The 19540-nt window shown below is 64.5% G+C and carries 29 protein-coding genes and 1 pseudogene; 10 read left to right on the top strand and 20 right to left on the bottom strand.

Annotated features, from left to right (window positions below; genetic code table 11):
- Positions 1-47: 47 nt before the first annotated feature.
- Positions 48-275 (bottom strand): hypothetical protein, encoded by a 228-nt coding sequence (locus tag P2T62_RS02210; RefSeq protein WP_276259859.1) that lies wholly within the window; start codon positions 273-275, stop codon positions 48-50.
- A gap of 136 nt (positions 276-411) precedes the next feature.
- On the opposite strand from P2T62_RS02210, the gene P2T62_RS02215 reads away from it, so the two are divergent.
- Together P2T62_RS02215 and P2T62_RS02220 are read left to right on the top strand one after the other, a co-directional pair.
- Positions 412-798, top strand: coding sequence for a DUF5518 domain-containing protein (locus P2T62_RS02215; RefSeq protein ID WP_276259860.1), 387 nt, complete (start codon positions 412-414; stop codon positions 796-798).
- A gap of 227 nt (positions 799-1025) precedes the next feature.
- Entirely contained in the window at positions 1026-2150 is a 1125-nt protein-coding gene (locus P2T62_RS02220; RefSeq protein WP_276259861.1) for an MBL fold metallo-hydrolase, read from the top strand.
- Between the two features lie 20 nt (positions 2151-2170).
- Here the strand turns inward: P2T62_RS02220 and P2T62_RS02225 are convergent, their stop codons facing one another.
- The 17 genes and pseudogenes from P2T62_RS02225 to P2T62_RS02305 form a co-directional block, all read right to left on the bottom strand.
- Entirely contained in the window at positions 2171-2476 is a 306-nt protein-coding gene (locus P2T62_RS02225) for a DUF1330 domain-containing protein (RefSeq protein ID WP_276259862.1), read from the bottom strand.
- 350 nt (positions 2477-2826) lie between these two features.
- Positions 2827-2958, bottom strand: a complete 132-nt coding sequence (locus P2T62_RS02230) for a winged helix-turn-helix domain-containing protein (protein WP_276259863.1) — start codon at positions 2956-2958, stop codon at positions 2827-2829.
- A gap of 605 nt (positions 2959-3563) precedes the next feature.
- Positions 3564-3695, bottom strand: a complete 132-nt coding sequence (locus P2T62_RS02235) for a hypothetical protein (protein ID WP_276259864.1) — start codon at positions 3693-3695, stop codon at positions 3564-3566.
- A gap of 267 nt (positions 3696-3962) precedes the next feature.
- Positions 3963-4331 carry a winged helix-turn-helix transcriptional regulator gene (locus tag P2T62_RS02240; protein WP_276259865.1) on the bottom strand — a complete coding sequence of 123 codons (369 nt, stop codon included), beginning with the start codon at positions 4329-4331 and terminating at the stop codon, positions 3963-3965.
- A gap of 2 nt (positions 4332-4333) precedes the next feature.
- Positions 4334-4918, bottom strand: a complete 585-nt coding sequence (locus P2T62_RS02245) for an NADPH-dependent FMN reductase (protein WP_276259866.1) — start codon at positions 4916-4918, stop codon at positions 4334-4336.
- Positions 4919-5170: 252 nt separating this feature from the next.
- Positions 5171-6103 carry a winged helix-turn-helix domain-containing protein gene (locus P2T62_RS02250; RefSeq protein WP_276259867.1) on the bottom strand — a complete coding sequence of 311 codons (933 nt, stop codon included), beginning with the start codon at positions 6101-6103 and terminating at the stop codon, positions 5171-5173.
- Between the two features lie 31 nt (positions 6104-6134).
- Positions 6135-7346, bottom strand: a complete 1212-nt coding sequence (locus P2T62_RS02255; protein WP_276259868.1) for an MFS transporter — start codon at positions 7344-7346, stop codon at positions 6135-6137.
- A 6-nt stretch (positions 7347-7352) separates the two neighbouring features.
- A complete protein-coding gene (locus P2T62_RS02260; protein ID WP_276259869.1) occupies positions 7353-7769 on the bottom strand; it encodes a DoxX family protein in 417 nt (138 codons plus the stop codon).
- Between the two features lie 344 nt (positions 7770-8113).
- Positions 8114-8370: pseudogene (locus tag P2T62_RS02265) on the bottom strand (citrate/2-methylcitrate synthase); the annotation flags it as partial.
- 198 nt (positions 8371-8568) lie between these two features.
- Entirely contained in the window at positions 8569-9420 is an 852-nt protein-coding gene (locus P2T62_RS02270) for a DsbA family oxidoreductase (RefSeq protein WP_276259871.1), read from the bottom strand.
- A 544-nt stretch (positions 9421-9964) separates the two neighbouring features.
- On the bottom strand, positions 9965-10999 hold the full coding sequence (locus P2T62_RS02275; RefSeq protein WP_276259872.1) for a tyrosine-type recombinase/integrase: 1035 nt from the start codon (positions 10997-10999) through the stop codon (positions 9965-9967).
- Entirely contained in the window at positions 10992-11588 is a 597-nt protein-coding gene (locus P2T62_RS02280) for a J domain-containing protein (RefSeq protein ID WP_276259873.1), read from the bottom strand. Before P2T62_RS02280 ends, P2T62_RS02275 begins: the two co-directional genes overlap by 8 nt.
- Entirely contained in the window at positions 11588-11833 is a 246-nt protein-coding gene (locus tag P2T62_RS02285) for a hypothetical protein (RefSeq protein ID WP_276259874.1), read from the bottom strand. Before P2T62_RS02285 ends, P2T62_RS02280 begins: the two co-directional genes overlap by 1 nt.
- A complete protein-coding gene (locus P2T62_RS02290) occupies positions 11830-12465 on the bottom strand; it encodes a hypothetical protein (RefSeq protein WP_276259875.1) in 636 nt (211 codons plus the stop codon). The genes P2T62_RS02285 and P2T62_RS02290 overlap by 4 nt, the downstream gene beginning before the upstream one ends.
- Positions 12466-12577: 112 nt before the next feature.
- On the bottom strand, positions 12578-13030 hold the full coding sequence (locus P2T62_RS02295) for a hypothetical protein (RefSeq protein WP_276259876.1): 453 nt from the start codon (positions 13028-13030) through the stop codon (positions 12578-12580).
- A complete protein-coding gene (locus tag P2T62_RS02300) occupies positions 13027-13254 on the bottom strand; it encodes a hypothetical protein (protein WP_276259877.1) in 228 nt (75 codons plus the stop codon). The genes P2T62_RS02295 and P2T62_RS02300 overlap by 4 nt, the downstream gene beginning before the upstream one ends.
- Before the next feature lie 91 nt (positions 13255-13345).
- Positions 13346-13621 (bottom strand): hypothetical protein, encoded by a 276-nt coding sequence (locus tag P2T62_RS02305; protein WP_276259878.1) that lies wholly within the window; start codon positions 13619-13621, stop codon positions 13346-13348.
- A gap of 57 nt (positions 13622-13678) precedes the next feature.
- Here P2T62_RS02305 and P2T62_RS02310 point away from each other — a divergent pair, with 57 nt between their 5' ends.
- Complete coding sequence (locus P2T62_RS02310) at positions 13679-14131, top strand: helix-turn-helix domain-containing protein (protein WP_276261668.1); 453 nt, start codon at positions 13679-13681, stop codon at positions 14129-14131.
- Here the strand turns inward: P2T62_RS02310 and P2T62_RS02315 are convergent.
- A complete protein-coding gene (locus tag P2T62_RS02315; RefSeq protein WP_276259879.1) occupies positions 14092-14331 on the bottom strand; it encodes a hypothetical protein in 240 nt (79 codons plus the stop codon). The genes P2T62_RS02310 and P2T62_RS02315 overlap by 40 nt on opposite strands.
- A gap of 163 nt (positions 14332-14494) precedes the next feature.
- Between P2T62_RS02315 and P2T62_RS02320 the strand changes: the two genes are divergently transcribed.
- The 3 genes from P2T62_RS02320 to P2T62_RS02330 are packed head-to-tail and all read left to right on the top strand — an operon-like array spanning position 14495 to position 15110.
- Positions 14495-14761: a hypothetical protein gene (locus tag P2T62_RS02320; RefSeq protein WP_276259880.1), complete on the top strand. Its 267-nt coding sequence runs from the start codon at positions 14495-14497 to the stop codon at positions 14759-14761.
- A complete protein-coding gene (locus P2T62_RS02325; protein ID WP_276259881.1) occupies positions 14758-14973 on the top strand; it encodes a hypothetical protein in 216 nt (71 codons plus the stop codon). Before P2T62_RS02320 ends, P2T62_RS02325 begins: the two co-directional genes overlap by 4 nt.
- Positions 14970-15110: a hypothetical protein gene (locus tag P2T62_RS02330; protein WP_276259882.1), complete on the top strand. Its 141-nt coding sequence runs from the start codon at positions 14970-14972 to the stop codon at positions 15108-15110. Before P2T62_RS02325 ends, P2T62_RS02330 begins: the two co-directional genes overlap by 4 nt.
- A 13-nt stretch (positions 15111-15123) precedes the next feature.
- On the opposite strand, the gene P2T62_RS02335 is transcribed toward P2T62_RS02330, so the two are convergent.
- On the bottom strand, positions 15124-15369 hold the full coding sequence (locus tag P2T62_RS02335) for a hypothetical protein (protein WP_276259883.1): 246 nt from the start codon (positions 15367-15369) through the stop codon (positions 15124-15126).
- Positions 15370-16743: 1374 nt separating this feature from the next.
- Here P2T62_RS02335 and P2T62_RS02340 point away from each other — a divergent pair.
- The 4 genes from P2T62_RS02340 (at position 16744) to P2T62_RS02350 (ending at position 19105) form a co-directional block, all read left to right on the top strand.
- Positions 16744-17025, top strand: a complete 282-nt coding sequence (locus P2T62_RS02340; protein ID WP_276259884.1) for a tyrosine-type recombinase/integrase — start codon at positions 16744-16746, stop codon at positions 17023-17025.
- Between the two features lie 96 nt (positions 17026-17121).
- The gene (locus P2T62_RS02345; RefSeq protein WP_276259885.1) at positions 17122-17802 is read left to right on the top strand and encodes a hypothetical protein; all 681 of its coding nucleotides are present in this window, start codon (positions 17122-17124) and stop codon (positions 17800-17802) included.
- A gap of 281 nt (positions 17803-18083) precedes the next feature.
- Complete coding sequence (locus P2T62_RS23520) at positions 18084-18305, top strand: DUF8066 domain-containing protein (RefSeq protein ID WP_474198280.1); 222 nt, start codon at positions 18084-18086, stop codon at positions 18303-18305.
- A gap of 323 nt (positions 18306-18628) precedes the next feature.
- Positions 18629-19105 carry a hypothetical protein gene (locus tag P2T62_RS02350; protein WP_276259886.1) on the top strand — a complete coding sequence of 159 codons (477 nt, stop codon included), beginning with the start codon at positions 18629-18631 and terminating at the stop codon, positions 19103-19105.
- Positions 19106-19540: the final 435 nt, after the last annotated feature.

Below are 19540 nucleotides of genomic sequence, written 5' to 3' on the forward strand. Positions count from 1 at the left end.
TGGTGGGCTCCGCTGTGGCCGTCACTCGCCGTGGTCCACCTCCACCGTCACTCCGCCTCGGTGACCTCGATGCTCCGGCCCTTCTCGTCCCCACCCCGGTTGCGGCCCACCGGACAGGCGCTCCCGAGGAAGCCGAACGCGGCGCCGACGCCCGCGCCGACGCCGGCCCCGAGCGGCCCGAACCGGCTGCCCGCCTCCGCGCCGTCGGCTGCTCCATCGCGCGTCGCCGTCACGACCTCCTCGGCCGGCTTCAGTCCCGGCATGACTCGTCGCATTCGAGGCCGTACGACTGCCCTCGACTTGAAACGTCTCCACGTCCCCGTCGGCCCCCGGCTCCACGGCTCGCGTGTGAGTGAAACCGCGGGTTGACCCACCCTCACCTTCATGCTCGCGGCGGTGGCGCTCCCGTGTATGGGCGACGGAGACACCCTCCTGAACGCGGTCATCGGTGCAGTCGTGACGGTCGTGCTCTCGTTCACCGGCTTCTCGCCGCTGCTCGGCGGCGGGGTCGCCGGCTACCTCCAGCGCGGCGACCGGATGGAGGGCGCCCGCGTCGGCGCCATCTCCGGGGCGCTCGCCAGCATCCCCTTCGTGCTGTTGCTCGTGTTCGTGTTCAGCTTCTTCGGCGTCTTCCTCGCCGGCGGCGCTCCCGCGGAGGCCGGGTTCGGCCTCGTCATCGTGCTCGTCATCTTCGTCTTCGGACTGGTCTGGAACATCGGCCTCGGGGCGGCCGGCGGCTACCTGGGCGTCTACGTCCTGCGGGAGTTCGAGGACGGCCGCGCCGGGGCGACGCGCTGACCGTCGCGGGTCCACCGCCCCGGGGCGCCCGGGGTCGTTCCCCGCTTCCGGCACGTATCGACCAGCCACGGGTTCGAGTGCAGATCACAACCAGTGCTGTGGCGGTCGGGTCCGCTCTCTCTGTCTCGACGTGACCGCTGAAGTGACCGTTCCGGGTGTTTCGAGCCCGTTCGCGGGTTCCGAGACCGACGAACTTACCGGCGGGATGTCCGATAGAGTTGCACACGATGGGCAATACGGATCTCGCACCGGCGGCAGTCGCACGACGCGTCCACGACGACGGGGCCGACGACCTGACGGTGCTCGATGTCCGCAACGAGGAGGACTACCGGGTGTGGCATATCGAGGGGAGTACCAACCTCCCGGTCTACGACGAACTGCTGGAGTACGACTACTCGACGCTCGAGGACCACCTCGACGACCTGCCGGAGGACGAGGAGCTGGCGGTCGTCTGCGTCGCCGGTGTCACCTCGAGTCGGGCCGCGGCGTTCCTCCGCGAGCACGGCTTCGACGCCCGATCCGTCGACAACGGGATGCACGGCTGGGGTCGCGTCCATCGCGAGCACGAGGTCGAGGGCGTCGATGGCGTCGTCCAGGTCGTCCGTCCGGGGACGGGCTGTGTCTCGTATCTCGTCCACGACGGCGACGAGGCGCTCGTCGTCGACCCGAGCCAGTACGTCGGGCAGTACCTGGCAGCAGCCGACGAGCGTGCCCTCGAGATCGTCGGCGTCGCGGACACGCACGCCCACGCCGACCACGTCTCCGGGGCCCGCCGTCTCGCCGGCGAACTCGACGTGCCGTACCACCTCCACGCCGAGGATGCGGGCGACCTCGACCGCGTGAGCGAACTCGCGGACGGGGACACCATCGAGGTCGGCGGCCGCGAGGTCGTGGTCCAGCACACGCCGGGCCACACCCCTGGGAGCGTCTCGCTGCGCGTCGGTGACGCGTTGCTGTCGGGCGACACCCTGTTCCTCCGGAGCGTCGGCCGGCCCGACCTCGAAGACGGCGACGAGGTGGCCGTCCGCGAGGCCGCGAGCCGCCTGTTCGACAGCGTCGACGACCTGACCGACGCGGACGACGACACCGTGGTCCTCCCCGGTCACTTCGACGACGCCGGGGGACGGCCGGTGGCGACCGAACTCGGGAGGCTCCGCGAGGAGACGACCAACGAACTGCTGGCCCACGTCGAGGCCGACGAGGCGGACGCGTTCGTCGAGACCATCGTCGACGGCCTCGCCGACGAGCCCGCGAACTACAACGAGATCAAGCGGATCAATCGGGGCGAGGCACAGCCCGTCGGTGACGTCGAGGGCCTCGAACTCGGGCCGAACAACTGCGCCGCGAACTGACGAGCGGCCCGCGAGCCCACTCAGCCGTCGAACCCGGGGAGCATCGCGATGTCGCTCCACGCGGCCGCCTCGTGGCGCGCGCTCATCACCTCGACGTACTCCTCGTCCTGCATGAACGCGTACGCGTCGCCCTCCGACGGGAACTCGATGATGACGGTCCAGTTACCCTCCCACTCCCCCTCGAGTTCCTCGGCCTCGTCGCTCGCCACCAGCACCTCGCCGTCGTGGGCGGTGATCCGCTCGAACGTCTTCGGCATGTACTCGGACTCGTAGGTGTCCCAGTCCTCGACCTCGATCTGAGCGACGACGTACACTGTCTCTCCCATGGTCGGGGGTACGGTGCACGACGGTATAATCGTCCGTGTCTCTCGTCCGACGGTTCGTTGCCGGACGCGGCGGGACGCTCGGCGACGAGACGGCCAGCGAGAACACGGAGTCGGTCACGGTTGCCGCGCCCGTTGGGCGTCTGGTTCCCGGCGTCCGATGTCCGGTCCCGAACCGCGAGTGGAGCGCGACACGTCGACCAGCTCGGCCGCGCAGGATGAGCTATGGTCATCCGCCTCGGGCGGGCGCGGGGGCCGAAATCACGGTGTGGCGTCCGAGCGGGGGCGACTGGGCCAGAAAGACCGCCCGATAGCAGCGGACGAAGCACAATCGTAGTTGTAGCCCCGGGCGGTCAGGACAGGAACCGTCGATGGACGTGGGCGGTGGCGTACTCGACGTCGAACTCCTCGGCGATCCGCTGCTGGAGCCGTCGTGCCGTCCACTCCTCGGCCTCCTCGGGTGGGTCCGCGACCCAGGACGCCACCGCGGCGCGCTGTTCGGCATCCGGGCTACGAGATGTGCTGGCCCTCGTTCGGGGCTTGGAAACGTCGGGACCCATCTCCGGAGGTGCGGTCGCAATCCTCACGTCGATCCCGACGTGGCCCCCCTTCGATTCCGGGTCTAGCTGTCACGGGGAAATGGTGGTGGGAGCAATACTGGTCGCTAGCAGCCCGTATCCGTCAGACGATTCTGGCTCTTCTCGGTCTTGCATTGATCTGGCAGTTCAGGATACTGGGATTTCTGGCCTGATCCTGTGGGACGTTCTGCTCCCCCTTTCGGTGAACGGTGATGAGGGGAATCGGTATGCAGTGTTTCGGCAGAACGGATACCGGCCGCCCCCTCGTTCTCGTACGTCTCCGCGGTATCGAGATGCCGGTACCCGCGGTCCAGCGCGATCCCGACGCTCCTCCGACACGCGTCGGGAGCCACGTCGTAGGTGCCGATTCCGAGCTCCGGGATACTGTCTGCGGGTCTCATGTTCTCAGTGGTCGGATGCCGCTGTGGACGAGCGGCTCGCTGGTGACGCGGGGAGGCTGGATTCGATCGCATCGGCGAAGGCAGCGACCGCCCCCTCGGCGGTATCGAGACTCAGATACGCTCGATGAGTTCCAGCTCCATCAGCAGGAACTCGCCCCCTCGTTCGATACCATCCACCCGGGCATAGGGCAGTTCAGCGGGACCGACCCCCAGTTGGTCGCAGGCGGCTCGCAGAATCCCCATGGCCGTCTCGATGGTCCCCGTCGGTGATCTCGGCGCGGACGCCTGAACGAGTACGCCATCCTCCGCGGTGAGCGTCTCGAACCGCTGCTGGTGTGTCGGAGCCTCGGCGACCGACGTTCCCCAGACGTCGGCCGGGTGACCGTCTCACCTGTTTGGAGCGGGAAGAGGGACAACATCTCACGGATCACCTACGGCGAGCTGGGGAACGGACTGGGGAGCCACGGCCTCGACTTCGGGCGGACGACTCCAACCGCTCGGAGCGACGGCTCACAGCGGCCCATCGGGGGAGAACTCCTCGTCCCAGTCTCTGGCCCACTCCTCGAGTGCCGATAGCGCCTCGGTGAGTTCCTCCCCCTTCGTGGTGAGGCCGTAGTAGACGGCGACCGGGGCGTCCTCCTCCATCCGTCGGACGACGATGTCGCTCTCGACCAGGGCGTCGAGTGCATCCGAGAGGGTCTTCGAGCGTGCTCCGGTCGACCGCTTGAGTTCGTTGAACCGCTGCTCGCCGTCCGTGAGGGCGTGGATCACGTTCATCCGCCACGGGGTGCCGACCTGGTCGATGGTGCTGACGACCGGACATGCCGAGGCGTTCTGCTGTTCGATATCTCTCTGTCGGGATTCTGATTCGGCGGACATGATCAATCAGCCCTCGGAACCGCACAGGCAGTCGTCGTTTCGGGATACGACTCGACGCCAGCGTACCGGACGAGGTCGGCGCCGAGCGTGTCGATGCGCTCGGCCAGGCGCTCGTCGGTGAGCCGGCCGTCCTCGAACTTCTCGTGGACGCTGGGGATCGCGACTCTAGTGGGCAGCACCCAGGCCTTCAGCTCCCGGGAGACCGACTGGAGGTGCTCCAGTGCCGGCGTGGGGAAGTCGCCCCCTGCGACGACCAGCAGTCCGACCGTCTTGCCCTCGAACTCGTCGAACCCACAGTAGTCGAGCGCGGTCTTCAGCGGCGAGGCGTAGGAGCCGTGGTACATCGGTGAGCCGAGGAGGATCCCATCGGCCTGGCCGACCCGACTGCGGAGCTCCGGCGCATCACCAGCGTCGCTGCGGTCCGGGTCGAACAGCGGGAGATCCAGCTCACCGAGGTCGACGAAGTCGGTCGTTGCTCCCCGCTCTTCGGCAGCAGTGAGCGCCCGGGAGAGCGCCCGACGAGTGTGGCTGCCGTCACGTTGACTACCGCACAGAGCGACGATATGTTCATCGGATTTTATTTCCATATCTGGGACTAACCGATGCACTGCATCCAAATAGTCTCTCCGTGGAACTGTTTCCAGTAAAGTATCTGAAACAACCGACGGGTTCGTCGGCAGAATCGGAGACGGCGGTCCGACGCCTGGCTCTGAGTGACGCTGTGACGGCAGTGGTGCCGGACTGATCCCTTCGAAGGAGAGGACTCTCCTCCGGGGTTCGGGCTGTCGTCTCGAGCCTGCCGAACTGGTGCCAGACCGTCCTGTAGAGCCCGGCCACCGTCACGGTGCGCTCTTCCGAGTTACCGCCAGTTCCTCGTCGACCGTGAACGCCAGTTCCTCGTCGACATCCGGAATCGCGACCTCGATGCGCATGGGGTCGGTCTCCTCGATGCTGAGCGCTGCCGCGTCGACGACGAACCCCAGGTCCCACAGGGGGGTCGCCTCGGCGTCGAGTCCGGCATCGTGGAGTCGGCTCGCGACCACCATATCGTTCAGCAGCACCACGCCGACGGGGACGAAGCTGTAGAAGCTACAGCGGTTGCAGTCGACGGAGGTGATGATTGGATGGTCACGGGCGAAGTACTCGTCGTACCGTTCGAGCTGCTCGATGACCCCGACACAGGCCCCTTGCTCGTGGACGTGGCTGGTCAGCTCCCGCTCGACCCGCCCGGCGCAGAACGGACAGATGCCGTCCAGGGCACAGGCCCAGATGAGTCGGGTCCGGCGGTCGAACGCGGCGACGATGGCCTCGGGCTCACGGCCTGCGGTTCCACCGGGGTCGAACGGCCACTCCAGCGCACGGTTGCCACAGTCGGAACACCGGATTCGGGCGATACAGTCAGCGCCGTACTCGAACGCGAGGGGCTCCCCACAGTCCCGGCACGTCTCCTCCAGGTCCACCGGCCCGACGCTCGTCTCCTCGTGGAAGACGCCGCTCTGAATCGCGTCGAGCACACGATGGCCTGGGTACTGGAGCTCGTATCCACGGTCGGTCTTCATCACGAAGTGGTCCTGCAGCTGCTCCAGGTGGTAGTTGAAACTCCCCGAATCCCGCTCCCCCACGGCCTTCCGAAGCTCGGAGAAGGACAGCGCATAGTCCCGGGCGTCCCACAGGGCGAGGAGGATCTCCAGTCGGAGGTCGTGGCTCAGGATCTTGAACGCCGACTCCGCATCGGATGCAGTTTCGGCTCTGGGTGAGGGCTCATCGATCATACCGGCGTGTGGCTACTGCGCTGGCAAAAAACTAGCCCGCTCGGAGGTCAGCGGCTACGACGACGATGATCGCGGCAGCGAGGGCTGCACCTGCACTCCCGCCGGCCAGCGTCGCCTGGTAGCCGAGTTCCCCACCGAGGAACGTGAAGATCGCGGGCCCGGTTGCCTGGCTGATCCCGATGGTCGTCGTCTGGAGACTCATGACGCCACCTCTGACCCGGTCGGGGGCGAGACTGCTGAGCCCCGCGAACAGCGTCGGCGTCACCAGTCCGCCGCCGATTCCGAAGACGAGCAGCGCACCGACGAGTGTCGGCGTCGTGGTAGCTACCGCCACTCCGAGTAGACTGATGGCGTACAGCCCGAACCCGGCGGTGAGCAGGGTGGTCGTGGAAGCCATCGTCGCCAGCCGGCCGTTCTGCGTCGAGACGAGGCCCGTCATCAGGAGGACCGCGCTGGTCGTCAGGCCGACCATCGTGGGTGAGAACCCCCAGGTGGCGGCGGTCAGGTAGAACGGGAGGGCGGTGTATATCCCACCGAAGATGAGGGTGAACGAGGCGAACATGACCCCGTACAGGATCGTGGCCTGTCTGGCCGGGACGAGCCGCAGCGCCTCCCTGAGGTATCCTCCGTCACCGCCAGTGTCGGTCGATCCCCCGTCGAGAGCGACGAAGACGAACCCCGCGACGGGCAGCGTGAGCGCGTAGAGCAGGAACGGTGCGTTCCACGCCCTGGCAGCGAGGATGCCGCCGAGGACGGGATACGCCGCCGTCCCGAGCGAGAGCATCGCGGACGTGACGCCCATCACGGCATCGTGCCGGCGTCCGGTGTAGCGGTCGCCCACGACCGTCATCGCCAGGGCCGAGAGGATGCTCCCGGCCGCGAACCCCTGGAGGACACGCAGCGCGAGCGCGACCGTGAACTCGCTGGTGAACGCGATGGCGGTACCCGCGCTCCCGAACAGGACGAGACTGCCCACGAGGACGTCACGGCGACCGATGCGGTCCGCGAGTGACCCGATGACCGGGGCGAGCAGGATGCCCGGGAGGGCATAGAGGGTGATGAACAGCCCGGCGTTCGCCTCCGAAACGCCGAACTTCGCCTGTATCTCGGGGAGCGCCGCGCTGATCAGCGGGACGTCCATCGGCGTCATCAGCGTCGCTGCCAGGATCGCCAGCAGTGCCGGCGACGTCCAGGGAACACCAGCCGTGTCGGGGAGCCCCACCGAGGTCTCGCTCGCCGTCATCGGTCGTTAGAGGCCGATTCCGGCTGCCAGTGGCCACGCCGTGGTCGAGAGCGACAGGAAGACCAGTGCACCGCCGATCAGCCCCACGTTCTTGAGGAAGTGGATCTGCTCGTTCTGGCGGTCCTGGCCGTCCATCGTCCAGAAGTCGTGCATGATGACCGTGATCGGGACGAGGAACACGGCGACCGCCAGCGCCCCGAGAGCGGGGTAGACCCCTGCGAGGACGGACAACGCACCGACGAGGAGTCCGAGACTCCCCAGGGGAACGCTGATCCCGGCGAGGGGGACGCCCTTGCTCTGCGCGTACCCGACTGCCGATTCGAGGTCCAGCAGGTTCCCGAGCGCGAGGTATCCGACGACCAGCGCGAACAGCAGCCGGGCGAGCAGGAAGGCTGCTTCCGACAGTGCCGAGTCGAACACCATCAGCGCTCACCCCTGGCCCCGCTCTCGGGGGATACGTCGCTCTTCATCCGCTCGATTCCGACCGTCGTGCGTCGAGTGTCGTTCGATGACATCGATGCAAATCGAAGATCGGAGCGAGAGGGGATATATCTCAGGCAAGTTATACTATACCAGGTTTACTGCACTAAATTGCCGCTCAGTGCTGAATACTGTGTGCGACCTGCACGGGCTGGTGACCGAAAATATTCCATATCATCCATCAGGATCCTGACCGAGATGGGTATTATAGAATATCGAACACTTGTGTGGCCGGGCCCCGGTCGGCGCGTCTGCAGGCGCAGGGACCAGCGTACGTGCTGCCCGCCTCAGCGGGCTTCTATCGGAACCCAGGTCCGCCCGGATTCACCGACGTATCGGGAGCCGGGGCGGTCAATCGGTTGTCGCCTAGCTGCTCCAGCGCGTGGGCCATCCATCCCCCGACCCGTGAGATAGCGAACGTGGGCGTGAACAGCGCCTTCGGGACACCGACCCCATCCAGCAGGATGGCGGTGTAGAACTCGACGTTGGTCTCCAGTCGACGGTTCGGCACTCGGTCGGCGAGCAGGTCCGTGGCGATCGTGTCCTCGAGTCCGAGAACCCGCCGCACCAGGGCCGTACGGTGTGCCCCACGGACACGCTCGAGAGATGTAGAGTCGGTAGCGACCGCTCTCGACGGGATAGGCCGCCTCGGCAGCGTTCACGATCCGGTCGTCGAAGGTATCGTGTTCGTCCTGGTCGCGAGTCGGGTCTGGCTCCCAGACGCCGTCGTGAAGGACACCCGTCAGTCGTCACCCCCGGTCGGTGTCATCCAGAACGACCCGTTTCCGCGGGTGTCTTCGATCACGTTCCCCTCGTCGACGAGGGACTGGAGCACCTGCCGAGCCTTGCCAGGGTCGAGCTGGTAGACCGCCGCGACCTCTCGCGTCGCGACGGGCCCGTACTCGTCGATGAACTCCTGAATCGGTGGTGGAGAGGTCGGCTCCAGCGACGGTGCCATCTCGAGGAGTGTCCCAACCAGGTCCTCGTAGGGGGTGAATCCAGCCACCTGTCGGCCACCTGCCGGCCCGATGATCCGGTAGGTCGGGAAGGCTCGGACCCCGGCCTCGCGAGTTCGGGCGAGGTCTTCCTCGAACGCGGTCCGGGCCGTTCCGTCGTCCAGCGCCTCGGTGAACGCGTCGACATCGAGTCCGACTGACTCGGCCAACGATATCTGCTCCTCGCGCCGATTCACGTTGCGGACTTCGGTCGCGTACGCTTCCCGGAGCCGGCGGAGGTACCGATTGGCGAGATCGGGATCCTGCTGTCGGGCGGCTGTGAACGCGATGCTGGCGGGATAGGTCGATCGGGCTGGGTCGGTCTCGAAGATCTCCGTGTCGACCGGCATCCCGTGCTGGGCAGACGCCTCGAGCCAGTGCGGTGCGACATCACCAGGGGAGGAGATGTCGTTCGCCGGGTCGTAGAACTCCTCGAAGTCCTCAACGAGGCCGCCCATCACGTAGTTCAGTTCGACCTGCTCTCCGAGGGTCGTCTGCACGCGGCGGATGATGGGCTCTGAACCCCAGCACCACGTACACATCGGGTCGGTCAACTGGACGATAGTCGGCCTGTCGGGTTCGGTGGTTCCTACCGACATATGCCCGACTGGGAAGCGGAGTGGAATATATCTCAGGCAGACTATAATAAACCAGGTTTAGCTCACTTGATCAGTAATCTCGCGTGCTTCTGGACAGAGCTTTTATCATCTCGAACGGGTTCTGAGGGGGGTATAACTACGGGATATTGGTTTTCGTCTGCTGACTATCGGCCTCTCACTCTGATGTTTACAAAATATAAGATGTTTTACTGGATCCGGTTCCTGGAGGCGTTTTTGTTGCTGGAGCAACCGGACGGTGTTGATGTCCCACTCGTCGAATCGAGCATTCCACGACATGCCGCCGAACCGTGACCTATGACCGAACCTGGAACCGTACGCGGCCTCGCGTCTGGCGTCCGAATCGATGCCCCGTTGGAAACCCGTCTGGGGACGGTTCTGGCGATCACTCTCCTGCCAGTGCCGGTGGTTTCGCATCGCAGGATGGCGATACCACTCCCGGTCATCAATCAACCAGCGAACGGATGGGCCCTGCCGGGCCAGCGTTCTGTGGCGAGCGAAACCGTCGGTGAGTGGACTAGCCCAATCATTGGTCTGGAAGGTACTCACTGCGCTGCTCAGCCCGCTCTCGGTTGCTTCGCCGGTCGTAGTGCTTGTCCAGAATATCCTCGCTTGCGTTGAGCCGATCTTCGACCACTTGGCGGGGGGTCTCGTTCCGCCGATAGTACGTCACCCGACCGCTTCGCGCGTCGTGTGGTGACCGCGACGAGGGGCACTTGCTGGCGCTCTCGATACGGGTTGCCTCGCACTCCTCGATGTTCCGGTCGTGGGGGCAGCCAGCGTTGCGCCAGCAGGGGCGGGTCACTCGATAGAGCGTGTTCCGGATGGTCGAGGTTGCCGGCCGGCCGGCGGTGGTGGTCACGAGCGGCGCCCGGCCCTGCTCGTCGCGGACGTCCTCGCGGTTGTGCTCGATGTAATCGCGGAGGACCTTCGCGACGTACTCGCCGATGCGATTCCAGCGGTTCCCGCGCTCGCCGTTCTTCAGCGGCGTCTCCGGCGGCCGGTGGACGAAGTGGACCGCGGGCTCCTCGCTCTCGAGGTCGACATCGCGAAGGTCCAGCGCCCGGATGCCACCGATGCGACAGCCCGTCCGCCACAGGAGCAGCATGATGACGTGGTTGCGGCTGGCGTACTGGTAGCGCCCGAGATAATCGAGAATCTGCTCGGCACGTTCCGGGTCGAGCGTGGACTCACTCACGTCCTCGCCGGCATCCAGGGTCGGGAGCGGGACCTTATCATGCAGGTCCGGTGGCACCGCCTCGATGTCACCACAGAACCGCAGGAAGGCCTTCAGCGTCGCAAGCTGGCCACGAAGCGTGACCGGCTTGACCGGATCCCGGCCGTGCCCGTTGCCCTCGCGGCGCCACACACGGTAGGCATACAGGTCTCGGCCGGTGAGCTGGTTGAGGTTCTCGAGGTGCTGCTCGCTGCACCACTGGACGAACGCATCCAGGCGATAGCTCTGGCCCTCCAGTGTGGCCTCGGCGAGGTCGTCCTGTTTCGCCTCGAGATACAGCTCGACGGCTTCCCGCGGGCCGAGTGCCTCGAGGTCCTCACTCATCGCACATCGCCTCCTCGGCCGCGATGACCCGCTGGAACGCCTCGGTGGAGCCGCCGTTGTCCGGGTGGGTTTCCTTCTTCCGAGCGCGTGCGGCGCCTCTCACGACCGCCTCGGGGGCATCCGGCGCGACGCCGAGTACCTCGTGGGGTGGTGGGCCCGTGGCGACCGCCTCATCGGGCTCGGGCAGGGCCTGGGTCTCGAACTCCGAGCCCACCGTCTGGACGCCGTACCGGTCGAGTGCCCGTTTCGCGTCGAGGTACTTCGCGATGGCCCGCGCGTTGTCCCGAAGGCTGGCCCAGCGGTCACAGGGGAAGGCCACGCCCTGCCCGTCGAGGTCACAGTAGACCACGACGCCCGGATCCGCGGGGTCCCGATCCGCGTACGGCCGGTGCGGGTGCGTCTGTGTGTGTGGGGCCGCGGTCTCGATGCGAATGTTGACCGCGTCCATCAGTTCGAGCTCGGCGAGAATCGAGTCGAACGCCTCGGCCCGAGTGACACGGAACCCGTGTGGGTACGGCTCGCGCTCTTCGGGCGGCGTGCGCTCGAATCCCGGCGGCCAGTCTAACTCGCTCTCGGTGGCGTCGGCCATCACCGGAACACCTCCTCGTCGACGGCGTCCCACTCGAGGACGCCGACCTCGGCGAGGTGCTCGACGATCTGGCGGCGGGCGTGACGGTCGTCGAACGTCTCGCCACAGGCACAGCGGTAGTGCTGCCGGCCGAACCGCTCGTCCCACTCGAGGGCTGTGCCATCGGCGGCTACTGACTGGAGGACCGCCTCCCCGTGTGGCGCCGCGGTGATGCGGTGTGCATCAGGGACGTCGGTGTCGCTCATGCATCGCCCTCCGTGGTGGCGTCGGGCGCCGGGCACGGCCCGTCCGCGCCGGTGACGGTCAGCTCGACGGCGGGCTCGCCCTGGGGCTTGATGCGGACGCGGTCGGGGGCCAGCTCGGGGTTCTGGAGGTCTTCGAACGCGTCGGCAGGACCGAAGTGCCGCGGCCGGACGAGAGGGTAGTAGGCCTCGGTCTCCCCGTCACTGCTGAAGTACTGGACCGTGACCGCGGGCGTCCGGATGACGAGCTGGGCCTCGAACTCCCGTAACTCGGGCGGTATCCACAGGCCCTTCTCCCCGACGTGGGTGGTCGGTTCGCCGCCGTCCGTGATGAGGTCCTCCGGGTCGGCCTCGGCGAGCGTCTTCGCGGTGCCGTGCCGGCACGAGCCCGACTCGCGCTCGGAGGGGCGCTCGACCGGCTCCGCGAACGCCTCCCCACACGCCTGGCAGGTGTAGGTCGCGCTGGCGGGCTTGCCGCCGAAGTCGGCGCCGGCGTGGTACTCGATGCTGGCACTCGAACACGCGGGGCAGGCCGTGACGCGGTCGTCCGCTACCTCCTCGGGCAGCGTGTCCTCGCGCTCGGCGAGCCGGAGTTGGGCGGCCACGCTCGAGGCGTGGCCCGCGTCCTTGCTCATCGAGTCACCCCCGCGGCCTCGGCGACCGACCACAGCATCGCCAGCACGAGGCCCAGGCCCGCCAGCACGCCGACGCCGGTGACGATGGCCAGGCCGAACGCCGCGAGCTCGCTCATGGCTGGCCCTCCGTGCCCGCGGCGAGGTCGTCCAGGTGCTCGCGGAAGCACTGCTGGCCACAGAACGCGGTCGGCCGGTAGTGGTCGTCGCCCTCGACCTGCAGTTGCCAGATGACGAGGTCGTTGGTCTCGTGGTGGGCGTCGGGGGGGCAGATGGTCTCACCGCAGTGGCCACAGGTCCATTCGTTCGCCCCCGGCAGCGCCGCGAGGTGGCGTTGAATCACCTCGTCGAACGATTCGTCCCCGACGGCCGCCCACTCCAGCCACTCCCGGGTCTCGCTGGTGACCCGGACGTGATTGCCGTTGGCGGTCCTCAGGTGCTCGGCGATGCGGTCGAGCGCGCCCGCGTACTGGTCGGGCACTGCGGGGTCGCTGGCGGCTTCGGCGGCGTAGTGCTGAGCCTCGGTGCGTGCCTCCTCGAACGCCTCGAGCGGGTCGGCCTCGCTCATCGCTGGCCCTCCGTGGTCCGGCGTTCGATGGCGTAGTCATGGCCCGGATGCGTGGGGTCGTGCTGGTACTGGTCCTGGAGGTTCTCGATGACTCCGAAGTCACTGCTCCAGGCGGTGTAGTGGGCCAGGTCGGCCACGTACCAGCGCAGCCGGTACTCGGTCTCGGCATCGTCGGTCGGTTCCTCGTCGGTACGTTCTTCCGTCGGGTTGGCTAGGGTTTCCATGGTTCTCTTGATGGGGAACCGTGGTCCGGAACGGAGCGCGTCGAGCCTTGGACAGTTCAGGCGCGCTCCAGTGGGACCACGGGTGATCGCGTCACGGTGCGTCGGGTGCGTCGCGAGCGGTGCAACCGGTCGTGATGTCGTCGGCGTCGGCCTCCAGGAGCGACTGGGCGTGGGGCGAGCGTGGGCTCGCGGGCCCGCGGCGCTCCCGATAGGCGACGGTATCGCCGGTCCAGTCACACTCGGGCGCGACACAGCGGTAGCGGTCCTCGCGGTGGAATCGGTCGTTCCCGAGCAGGTTGCCACCGGCTTTCGGCGCCGGGTTGGCGGTCCCGCAGTCGGGGCAGACCGGGAGCTGGTCGTCACTCATGATCGGTGCGTGTCGTATCGTGCGGGGGTTTGAAGCCCCGTGTCGCCGTTCGGTCGCATGCAGTTGAGGCGACGCGGCGGCCCCGATGGCCCCGGGGTCGCCGACCCTCGTTTTCTGGGCCGGCGCAATCCGCCGCGGAGTTGCCTCGCTATCTGTTGTGTCGGCATCCAACTTAACTATTGTGTGGACACAACAGTCTGGGTGGAAACAAATTATCACCTCGCTTTGCGAAGATGGACCAACTTCGTGTCCCGCCCCGGACCAGATCCTTCGGTCACGGAAGACGAGATAATCCGGGCCCTCGTAGCCGCCCACAAGCCTGTAATGACTACAACGGAGGTCGCGGACGAGGTTGGACTCAGCCAGCAGGCGATGAGCCGGCACCTCAAGCGGATGGAAGGAGAAGGCCTGCTCTGTTCCGACAAAATCGGCAGTGCGAAAATATGGTGGCCGACCGACGACGGGCTTGCTCAGCTGTCGCCGTCGAGGAACGAATCCTCGGACCAGTAGATCGTATACCTGCTCCCAACGCTTCCCTGGTGGATTTCCTTGTCCTCTGCGAGCCGCTGTAGTCGCTCGCGCGTTCGGTTTTCTGAGAGTCCTACCTGTCCGGCGACGTATTTCGCTGTCGCGTAGGGCTTGTCTCTGGACTCGATTGCCTCTATGAGTTCGTCGTCGGTTACCTGGGGGGCGGGTCCGCTCTTGGCCATGTCTCTCATGCTTGTAACTGTTATCTCGACACAATAGTTTTATGGTGCTGGCGGTCTGTAGCTGTTCGTAGGAACAGACGCCTCTCGCGAGGATATTCGGCAAGAACGCCGATTCCTCGCCCCGCTGGAACGGGACGAGGTGGACGTTCCGGGTGTAACAGCAATGGCAACTGGAATCTACAGCGGCAAAGTCGTTGCGGGGCGCCCGAAGTGGCTCTGTATCCAGGGCCGCCCGGACGCCGAGGGCGCATGGCACCACCTGAACACGACCACTGGCGAGATCGTCGTGGTGCGTGACGGCCACATCGAGCACCGAGAGAACCTCAACCAGCGCTCGGTGGCCGAATGGAAGCAGTTCGTCGCCGCCCGCCGGGGCTGGACCGAGCGCGAGCCGACCGCGGCCGACGCACTGGTGGAGGGCACCGCATGAGCCAGCCCGACCCGGACCACGAGTTCGTTCGCGAACGCGTCCGCCGCGCCTCTCGCCTGACCCGGCACCCGGAGGCTCGGGCGGAACTCCGGCGGGTCCTCGCGGAGCTGGCGCCCGACCTGGGCGCCCCGGTCGAGCAGTGCCCGCAGTGCGGACTGCTCGGCCTCGAGGAACAGCTCGAGACCCACGACTGCACGCGGGGGCGGGCATGACCCGTACCGAGTGGCTGTACCCGGCGGACTCGGTCCGGGGCCGAGCGGATCGGGCCCACGTCGACCTGCGGCAGCGGACGCTTCGGGAGTTCGTCGACGGGACGAACGCCGATCCGCTGTCCGCGACCGAGCGGTAACCGGCGCTCCTTCTCATGGCCGTACCCGCCACCGGAGTTCATCGGCGGGCCCGTGCGACAGCCGGAGCACCGAGAGCGGGCCGTACTGCTCCAGGCGGCCCATCGCAGTTTCGATGTCGTGGGTATCCGTGTCCAGTGCTGCAGCCAGTTCCTCGAGCGTGAAGATCGTCTGGCCGCTCCCGTAGCGGTCCAGGAGGACACAGACGAGGTCGCGGCGGAACTGCTTGCGGTCGGTCGTGCGGCGTCTGGTGGTCGCCATGGTCCATCGTGGTGCGGGAACCGATGTGAAAGCGATAGCCGCGTTTCGTTTGCTTCGTTTGCTTCGTTTCCCGGCGCTGTATGGCGATTTACGAAACGAAATTTCAGGTGCTCTCTTGGGCGAAAGCCGTTCTCCGACAGAGCGATGATTCTGTTGGCTCCGTTGAAATCCTCGGAGCGTGACAAGTTCACCGTGCTGAATACAGTGCGCGAGTCGGTCAGGGATGAACCAGTCCAGAGTGACCTACCGAGAAAGCTTACCCCTCTTGATGAAGACTACTCGCTATGGACAGACGAACGTATCTGGCAGCTGTTGGGAGCCTTTCCGCCGGATGCGTGGGCGGTGCATTAGACAGTCAAGCCCCACCTCCCCGGGAAGTTCGTCGAGTTCATATCTCCCCGCCAGAGGATACCCTGTTTGAGATTAATGGGGCCGTGACGCGGTCGGCGATTACAGCCGAACAGACGGCTACCCTCGAATTCGAGGTAACGTGGTCAGGAGATGAGACGATTCGTCTGGCGAGCCAAATCCCGTTCGGCGGTAGTCCAAAGTTTTCAGATAGTCCGAAGGGGCTCTTGCTCTATCATACAGAGGCACTACCAGAACGGAGAAATTCTACAACGTGGATTCCGAACTCGGTGGGGTCAAATCAGGCGTACGGAAGCCAACCTATCTCGTCAGGACAATCTATCTCGACCACTTGGGAAGTGTGGGCGAATCCAGAGCATATGTCCAGCATTCAGCCCGGGGATTACTTGTTCAACCATCGGATTGGAAGCGAGAACTCAACCGAACATTCTCCGTGGAGCGCCACGGTACCTATCCAACAAAAATAAGACGTGCTACAGCTCTCACCTCGGATAAGAGACCAGAGAACTTCTGCTGAACCCATCCTCTATATTCAGCACCACCTGGCGATACTCCCAATTCACCAGCATGAGGACGGCCACGGGTGTCTCATCATAATCAATCGGCGACGGAATGGGCAGATCGACATCGCCGGGCGCTCACGACTCGGCATACCCACGAGGATGTTCTCACCGACCGCCAGTTCGAACTCTTGCTGGAAGCGTGTGGAGCCCTCCCAGCGCCGCAGGATTTCGAGGCGCGGTTCATCTGTCTCATCGCAGGCCGGCTCGGGCTTCGTGCTGGCGAAATCGCGCACTTTCAGAGCGCGTGGGTGAATTGGAATCGCCGAACGATTCGCATTCCCCAGCACGAACCGTGTCAGTGCGGCTACTGCCAACGACAGGCCCGACAGGAAGCCTCACATAACGACGATTGTCTATCGGAGCTGCCCTTGCATCGCGATGGCATCCGAAGACAGTAGCCTCGGCTCGACTCATCCCGTTCGACCTCTCACTCCGGCTGGAGTTGTGTGTAGAGCGGTTCGGCAATCGGTACGAGGCGTTTCCTCGATCACGGTCAACCATCAACAGACGAGTACAGGCGGCAGCGAAGCAAGCCGGGATTTCGGGCCGTGTCTATCCGCACTGTCTACGAGCGACCGCAGCCAGTTACCACGCTTACAAAGGAGTCGCCCCGGTACCGCTCCAGGCTCTGATGGGGTGGAGCGATCTGGCGACTGCGCAAAAATACATCCGGATCTCGGGGACAGCGACGGCCGATGCGCTACGACGAGTCCATCACCAGTAGGATTCGTCACCCATCGCTCACTACCGCCGTGACCGATACAGAGGGTGAGTTCTGCAAGACTCAGTGTTTATCTCAGCGAATCGGTACTGGAGATGGATGGCTGTTGTAGGACTCGTTCGCTCCTCCAGTCTGGTCGAATCCGGGGGCAGTCTTGTCGCTGCGGTATTTAACGCTCGGAAGAAAGCACTTGTAGGAGGTGGTATCAGTGGCGGCATGGACCGTCGTCGGGTGCTAGCCCTGATTGCCGCGACGACCGGCGCCGGCTGTCAGGAGCAGCTGTTCGGCGGCACCCCTGAACTGCCACGGGGCTCGATATCGCTCGTCGAGTTAGATGGGCCATCTCCGTCTGGATACGAGGGTAGGGTCAATATCCGCCGATCTAGGTTCGATTCCGATGGGCCTGCCCTGCTAGAACTCCGATTGCGGAACACCGGCGAGGAATCCCTGCCCTTCGACCGCTTCAACGACTATCCGCTCGGGCTGGTGTTTCCGGACGACTACGACGGGACGAACCTGGCACTTCTCGGTACTGAACGAGTAGATGGCCTCTGTTGGAGAACGGCCACTAAACCCCTGCTTACCGACACGATATCCGACGATACGCTCCACCCGGGCGAGGAGATCGGCTCACTCAGGGAACTCCACAGCTACATTCTTCAATCCAGCGCCCCGGAATCGAACTCGGATACGTGCCTCCCTCCCGGAGAGTACACCTTCAGCCGATTTCGACCGGACTGGTCGTTCACCCTCGAACTGTCCCATGAAGAGGTCCGATAGCCGGGACACATCTCGCACCTCGTTTGGATCCGGGATTCAGAGACCGTCTGTGCTGACGATTCAGCATTTATTGAGAGACATAATTGCTCGCTGTTAGGACTGCCGTGACCCACTCGCGCTATGTATTCAGCACGACTTCAAAAACATGTCTGCAACTGAGGGTTTCAACAGAGCCCACAATCCCTGTCGTCTACGAGTTCTCTACGGGCGTTGCGGGTGTGTTAGGGTGGTGTAGATGTTCGAGTGAATTCAAGTGAAGGGCATCCTTGGTATCGGGTTGTATGCCCATCCGAGCCCTCCAAGAGAACGTTCCCCGACACACAGTGCCAGCGATTGTATTCCTACTCGTCGTGAGTCTGCTGTACAGTCTCTTCATCTCGCAGACTGTGGGCCTGTGGTTCGTTACGTGGGGAGCTGTGTTCAGCGTCGCTGTGACACTGCTATTCCTGTACCTCTTTTATCGATTCGTAGTTGCAGTTGAGAAGATTGCCGATTCCCTCTGAGATTCCGCCCCCCTACTCGGGGTCAGTCTCAGTGAGTAACCGATTCGCGCCCTGTATACAGCATTCCCTTGGACAATGACTCGGTTTCTGTCAGTAACGGTGTGACCGATACAGAGCGTGGATACATCAAGTGACCACTGAATTTGCGACTCGGTTCGCTATGTGCTAATGTGGACTGTCGGACGGCTAATTATTGGGCTCATAATCCAGCGCTTTCCGATCGGACTCTTGAAGATACCCTGTCACATAATATATAAAGTCTTACAGGAAATCTCTCCAGCAAAGGTCTATCCAGGAGGCTATTGAAAATAATTTTACTACTGATGGATACGACCAGACGAAATCTTCTACGATCTGCTGTCGGAGTTGCTTCGGCAGGCAGCATCGCTGGATGTGCTTCGAACGGTACCGGAACCACCACCCCAACCGAAACCCCGGACTATCTGTATGCGCTTACGGGTAGTTACACACTGCAGAGCGGTGAGTTTCGTGATCTCCCGCTCGATATCGACAGCCCCGCCGTGATTGATTACATCGCCGACGTTCGCTCCGGGCCGAACATCGACGTACTGGTGTTGGCACGGGGTGAGTTCCGCGAGTTCGAGCGCGGGAACGCCTTCGAGACGATCGAGAGCGCGTCGGCTCTCGATACCAGTTACGGTGACGTACGCGCAGATCTCGGCCCGACCGACGTCAACGTCGTGTTTGATAACACCGATGCCGGCTCGGTGTCCCCGCACGAGAGCGACGGTACCGTCGAGTTGAATTTCGAACTCACTGTCAGTCAACGAGAGACATGAGCCGACTCGAAGACTACGACGGGTCTGCGATACTGAGTCTCGTGGCTGGAATCATTTTCATGCTGGTCGCTGCGATTCAATTGTCGAGTGACGGTGCAGGGCCACTGACCGTGGTGAACGGGGGTCTCGGACTGCTGTTGCTCCTCGATGGTGGGCGTCGGATCTTGCAACCCGGGAGGTCGGCGGAGTAGACTCTGTCAGTCCGCTAGTCCGAGTCCGATGCCCAGAGCGATGCCGAGTGCAAGGCCCGCACCGATCCCCAGCACAATTTGTCCGGTTGACACACCGATTACAACCCCGAACAATAGACCAGCGACCACCCCAATAAGCCCCTTCTGCGGGTCGAGATCGCTAACGTCAACACTCATCGTTTATTCGCACTTCGTTTGACGAACGATGCCAGAAATGTACTTGACTGGCGATTGAACCGGAATA

This window comes from Haloglomus litoreum, from assembly GCF_029338515.1.
Lineage (GTDB): Archaea > Halobacteriota > Halobacteria > Halobacteriales > Haloarculaceae > Haloglomus > Haloglomus litoreum.

What these genes read in the sequence shown, in the direction of transcription:
- P2T62_RS02215 (WP_276259860.1), top strand. Translation starts at nt 412, where the DNA reads ATGGGCGACGGAGACACCCTCCTGAACGCGGTCATCGGTGCAGTCGTG.
- P2T62_RS02245 (WP_276259866.1), bottom strand. Translation starts at nt 4,918, where the DNA reads ATGGAAATAAAATCCGATGAACATATCGTCGCTCTGTGCGGTAGTCAA.
- P2T62_RS02300 (WP_276259877.1), bottom strand. Translation starts at nt 13,254, where the DNA reads ATGGAAACCCTAGCCAACCCGACGGAAGAACGTACCGACGAGGAACCG.
- P2T62_RS02305 (WP_276259878.1), bottom strand. Translation starts at nt 13,621, where the DNA reads ATGAGTGACGACCAGCTCCCGGTCTGCCCCGACTGCGGGACCGCCAAC.
- P2T62_RS02270 (WP_276259871.1), bottom strand. Translation starts at nt 9,420, where the DNA reads ATGTCGGTAGGAACCACCGAACCCGACAGGCCGACTATCGTCCAGTTG.
- P2T62_RS02280 (WP_276259873.1), bottom strand. Translation starts at nt 11,588, where the DNA reads ATGGCCGACGCCACCGAGAGCGAGTTAGACTGGCCGCCGGGATTCGAG.
- P2T62_RS02260 (WP_276259869.1), bottom strand. Translation starts at nt 7,769, where the DNA reads ATGGTGTTCGACTCGGCACTGTCGGAAGCAGCCTTCCTGCTCGCCCGG.
- P2T62_RS02310 (WP_276261668.1), top strand. Translation starts at nt 13,679, where the DNA reads ATGCAGTTGAGGCGACGCGGCGGCCCCGATGGCCCCGGGGTCGCCGAC.
- P2T62_RS02290 (WP_276259875.1), bottom strand. Translation starts at nt 12,465, where the DNA reads ATGAGCAAGGACGCGGGCCACGCCTCGAGCGTGGCCGCCCAACTCCGG.
- P2T62_RS02320 (WP_276259880.1), top strand. Translation starts at nt 14,495, where the DNA reads ATGGCAACTGGAATCTACAGCGGCAAAGTCGTTGCGGGGCGCCCGAAG.
- P2T62_RS02325 (WP_276259881.1), top strand. Translation starts at nt 14,758, where the DNA reads ATGAGCCAGCCCGACCCGGACCACGAGTTCGTTCGCGAACGCGTCCGC.
- P2T62_RS02285 (WP_276259874.1), bottom strand. Translation starts at nt 11,833, where the DNA reads ATGAGCGACACCGACGTCCCTGATGCACACCGCATCACCGCGGCGCCA.
- P2T62_RS02240 (WP_276259865.1), bottom strand. Translation starts at nt 4,331, where the DNA reads ATGTCCGCCGAATCAGAATCCCGACAGAGAGATATCGAACAGCAGAAC.
- P2T62_RS02250 (WP_276259867.1), bottom strand. Translation starts at nt 6,103, where the DNA reads ATGATCGATGAGCCCTCACCCAGAGCCGAAACTGCATCCGATGCGGAG.
- P2T62_RS02315 (WP_276259879.1), bottom strand. Translation starts at nt 14,331, where the DNA reads ATGGCCAAGAGCGGACCCGCCCCCCAGGTAACCGACGACGAACTCATA.
- P2T62_RS02255 (WP_276259868.1), bottom strand. Translation starts at nt 7,346, where the DNA reads ATGACGGCGAGCGAGACCTCGGTGGGGCTCCCCGACACGGCTGGTGTT.
- P2T62_RS02345 (WP_276259885.1), top strand. Translation starts at nt 17,122, where the DNA reads ATGGCTGTTGTAGGACTCGTTCGCTCCTCCAGTCTGGTCGAATCCGGG.
- P2T62_RS02350 (WP_276259886.1), top strand. Translation starts at nt 18,629, where the DNA reads ATGGATACGACCAGACGAAATCTTCTACGATCTGCTGTCGGAGTTGCT.
- P2T62_RS23520 (WP_474198280.1), top strand. Translation starts at nt 18,084, where the DNA reads ATGCCCATCCGAGCCCTCCAAGAGAACGTTCCCCGACACACAGTGCCA.
- P2T62_RS02225 (WP_276259862.1), bottom strand. Translation starts at nt 2,476, where the DNA reads ATGGGAGAGACAGTGTACGTCGTCGCTCAGATCGAGGTCGAGGACTGG.
- P2T62_RS02330 (WP_276259882.1), top strand. Translation starts at nt 14,970, where the DNA reads ATGACCCGTACCGAGTGGCTGTACCCGGCGGACTCGGTCCGGGGCCGA.
- P2T62_RS02235 (WP_276259864.1), bottom strand. Translation starts at nt 3,695, where the DNA reads ATGGGGATTCTGCGAGCCGCCTGCGACCAACTGGGGGTCGGTCCCGCT.
- P2T62_RS02210 (WP_276259859.1), bottom strand. Translation starts at nt 275, where the DNA reads ATGCGACGAGTCATGCCGGGACTGAAGCCGGCCGAGGAGGTCGTGACG.
- P2T62_RS02275 (WP_276259872.1), bottom strand. Translation starts at nt 10,999, where the DNA reads ATGAGTGAGGACCTCGAGGCACTCGGCCCGCGGGAAGCCGTCGAGCTG.
- P2T62_RS02220 (WP_276259861.1), top strand. Translation starts at nt 1,026, where the DNA reads ATGGGCAATACGGATCTCGCACCGGCGGCAGTCGCACGACGCGTCCAC.
- P2T62_RS02295 (WP_276259876.1), bottom strand. Translation starts at nt 13,030, where the DNA reads ATGAGCGAGGCCGACCCGCTCGAGGCGTTCGAGGAGGCACGCACCGAG.
- P2T62_RS02335 (WP_276259883.1), bottom strand. Translation starts at nt 15,369, where the DNA reads ATGGCGACCACCAGACGCCGCACGACCGACCGCAAGCAGTTCCGCCGC.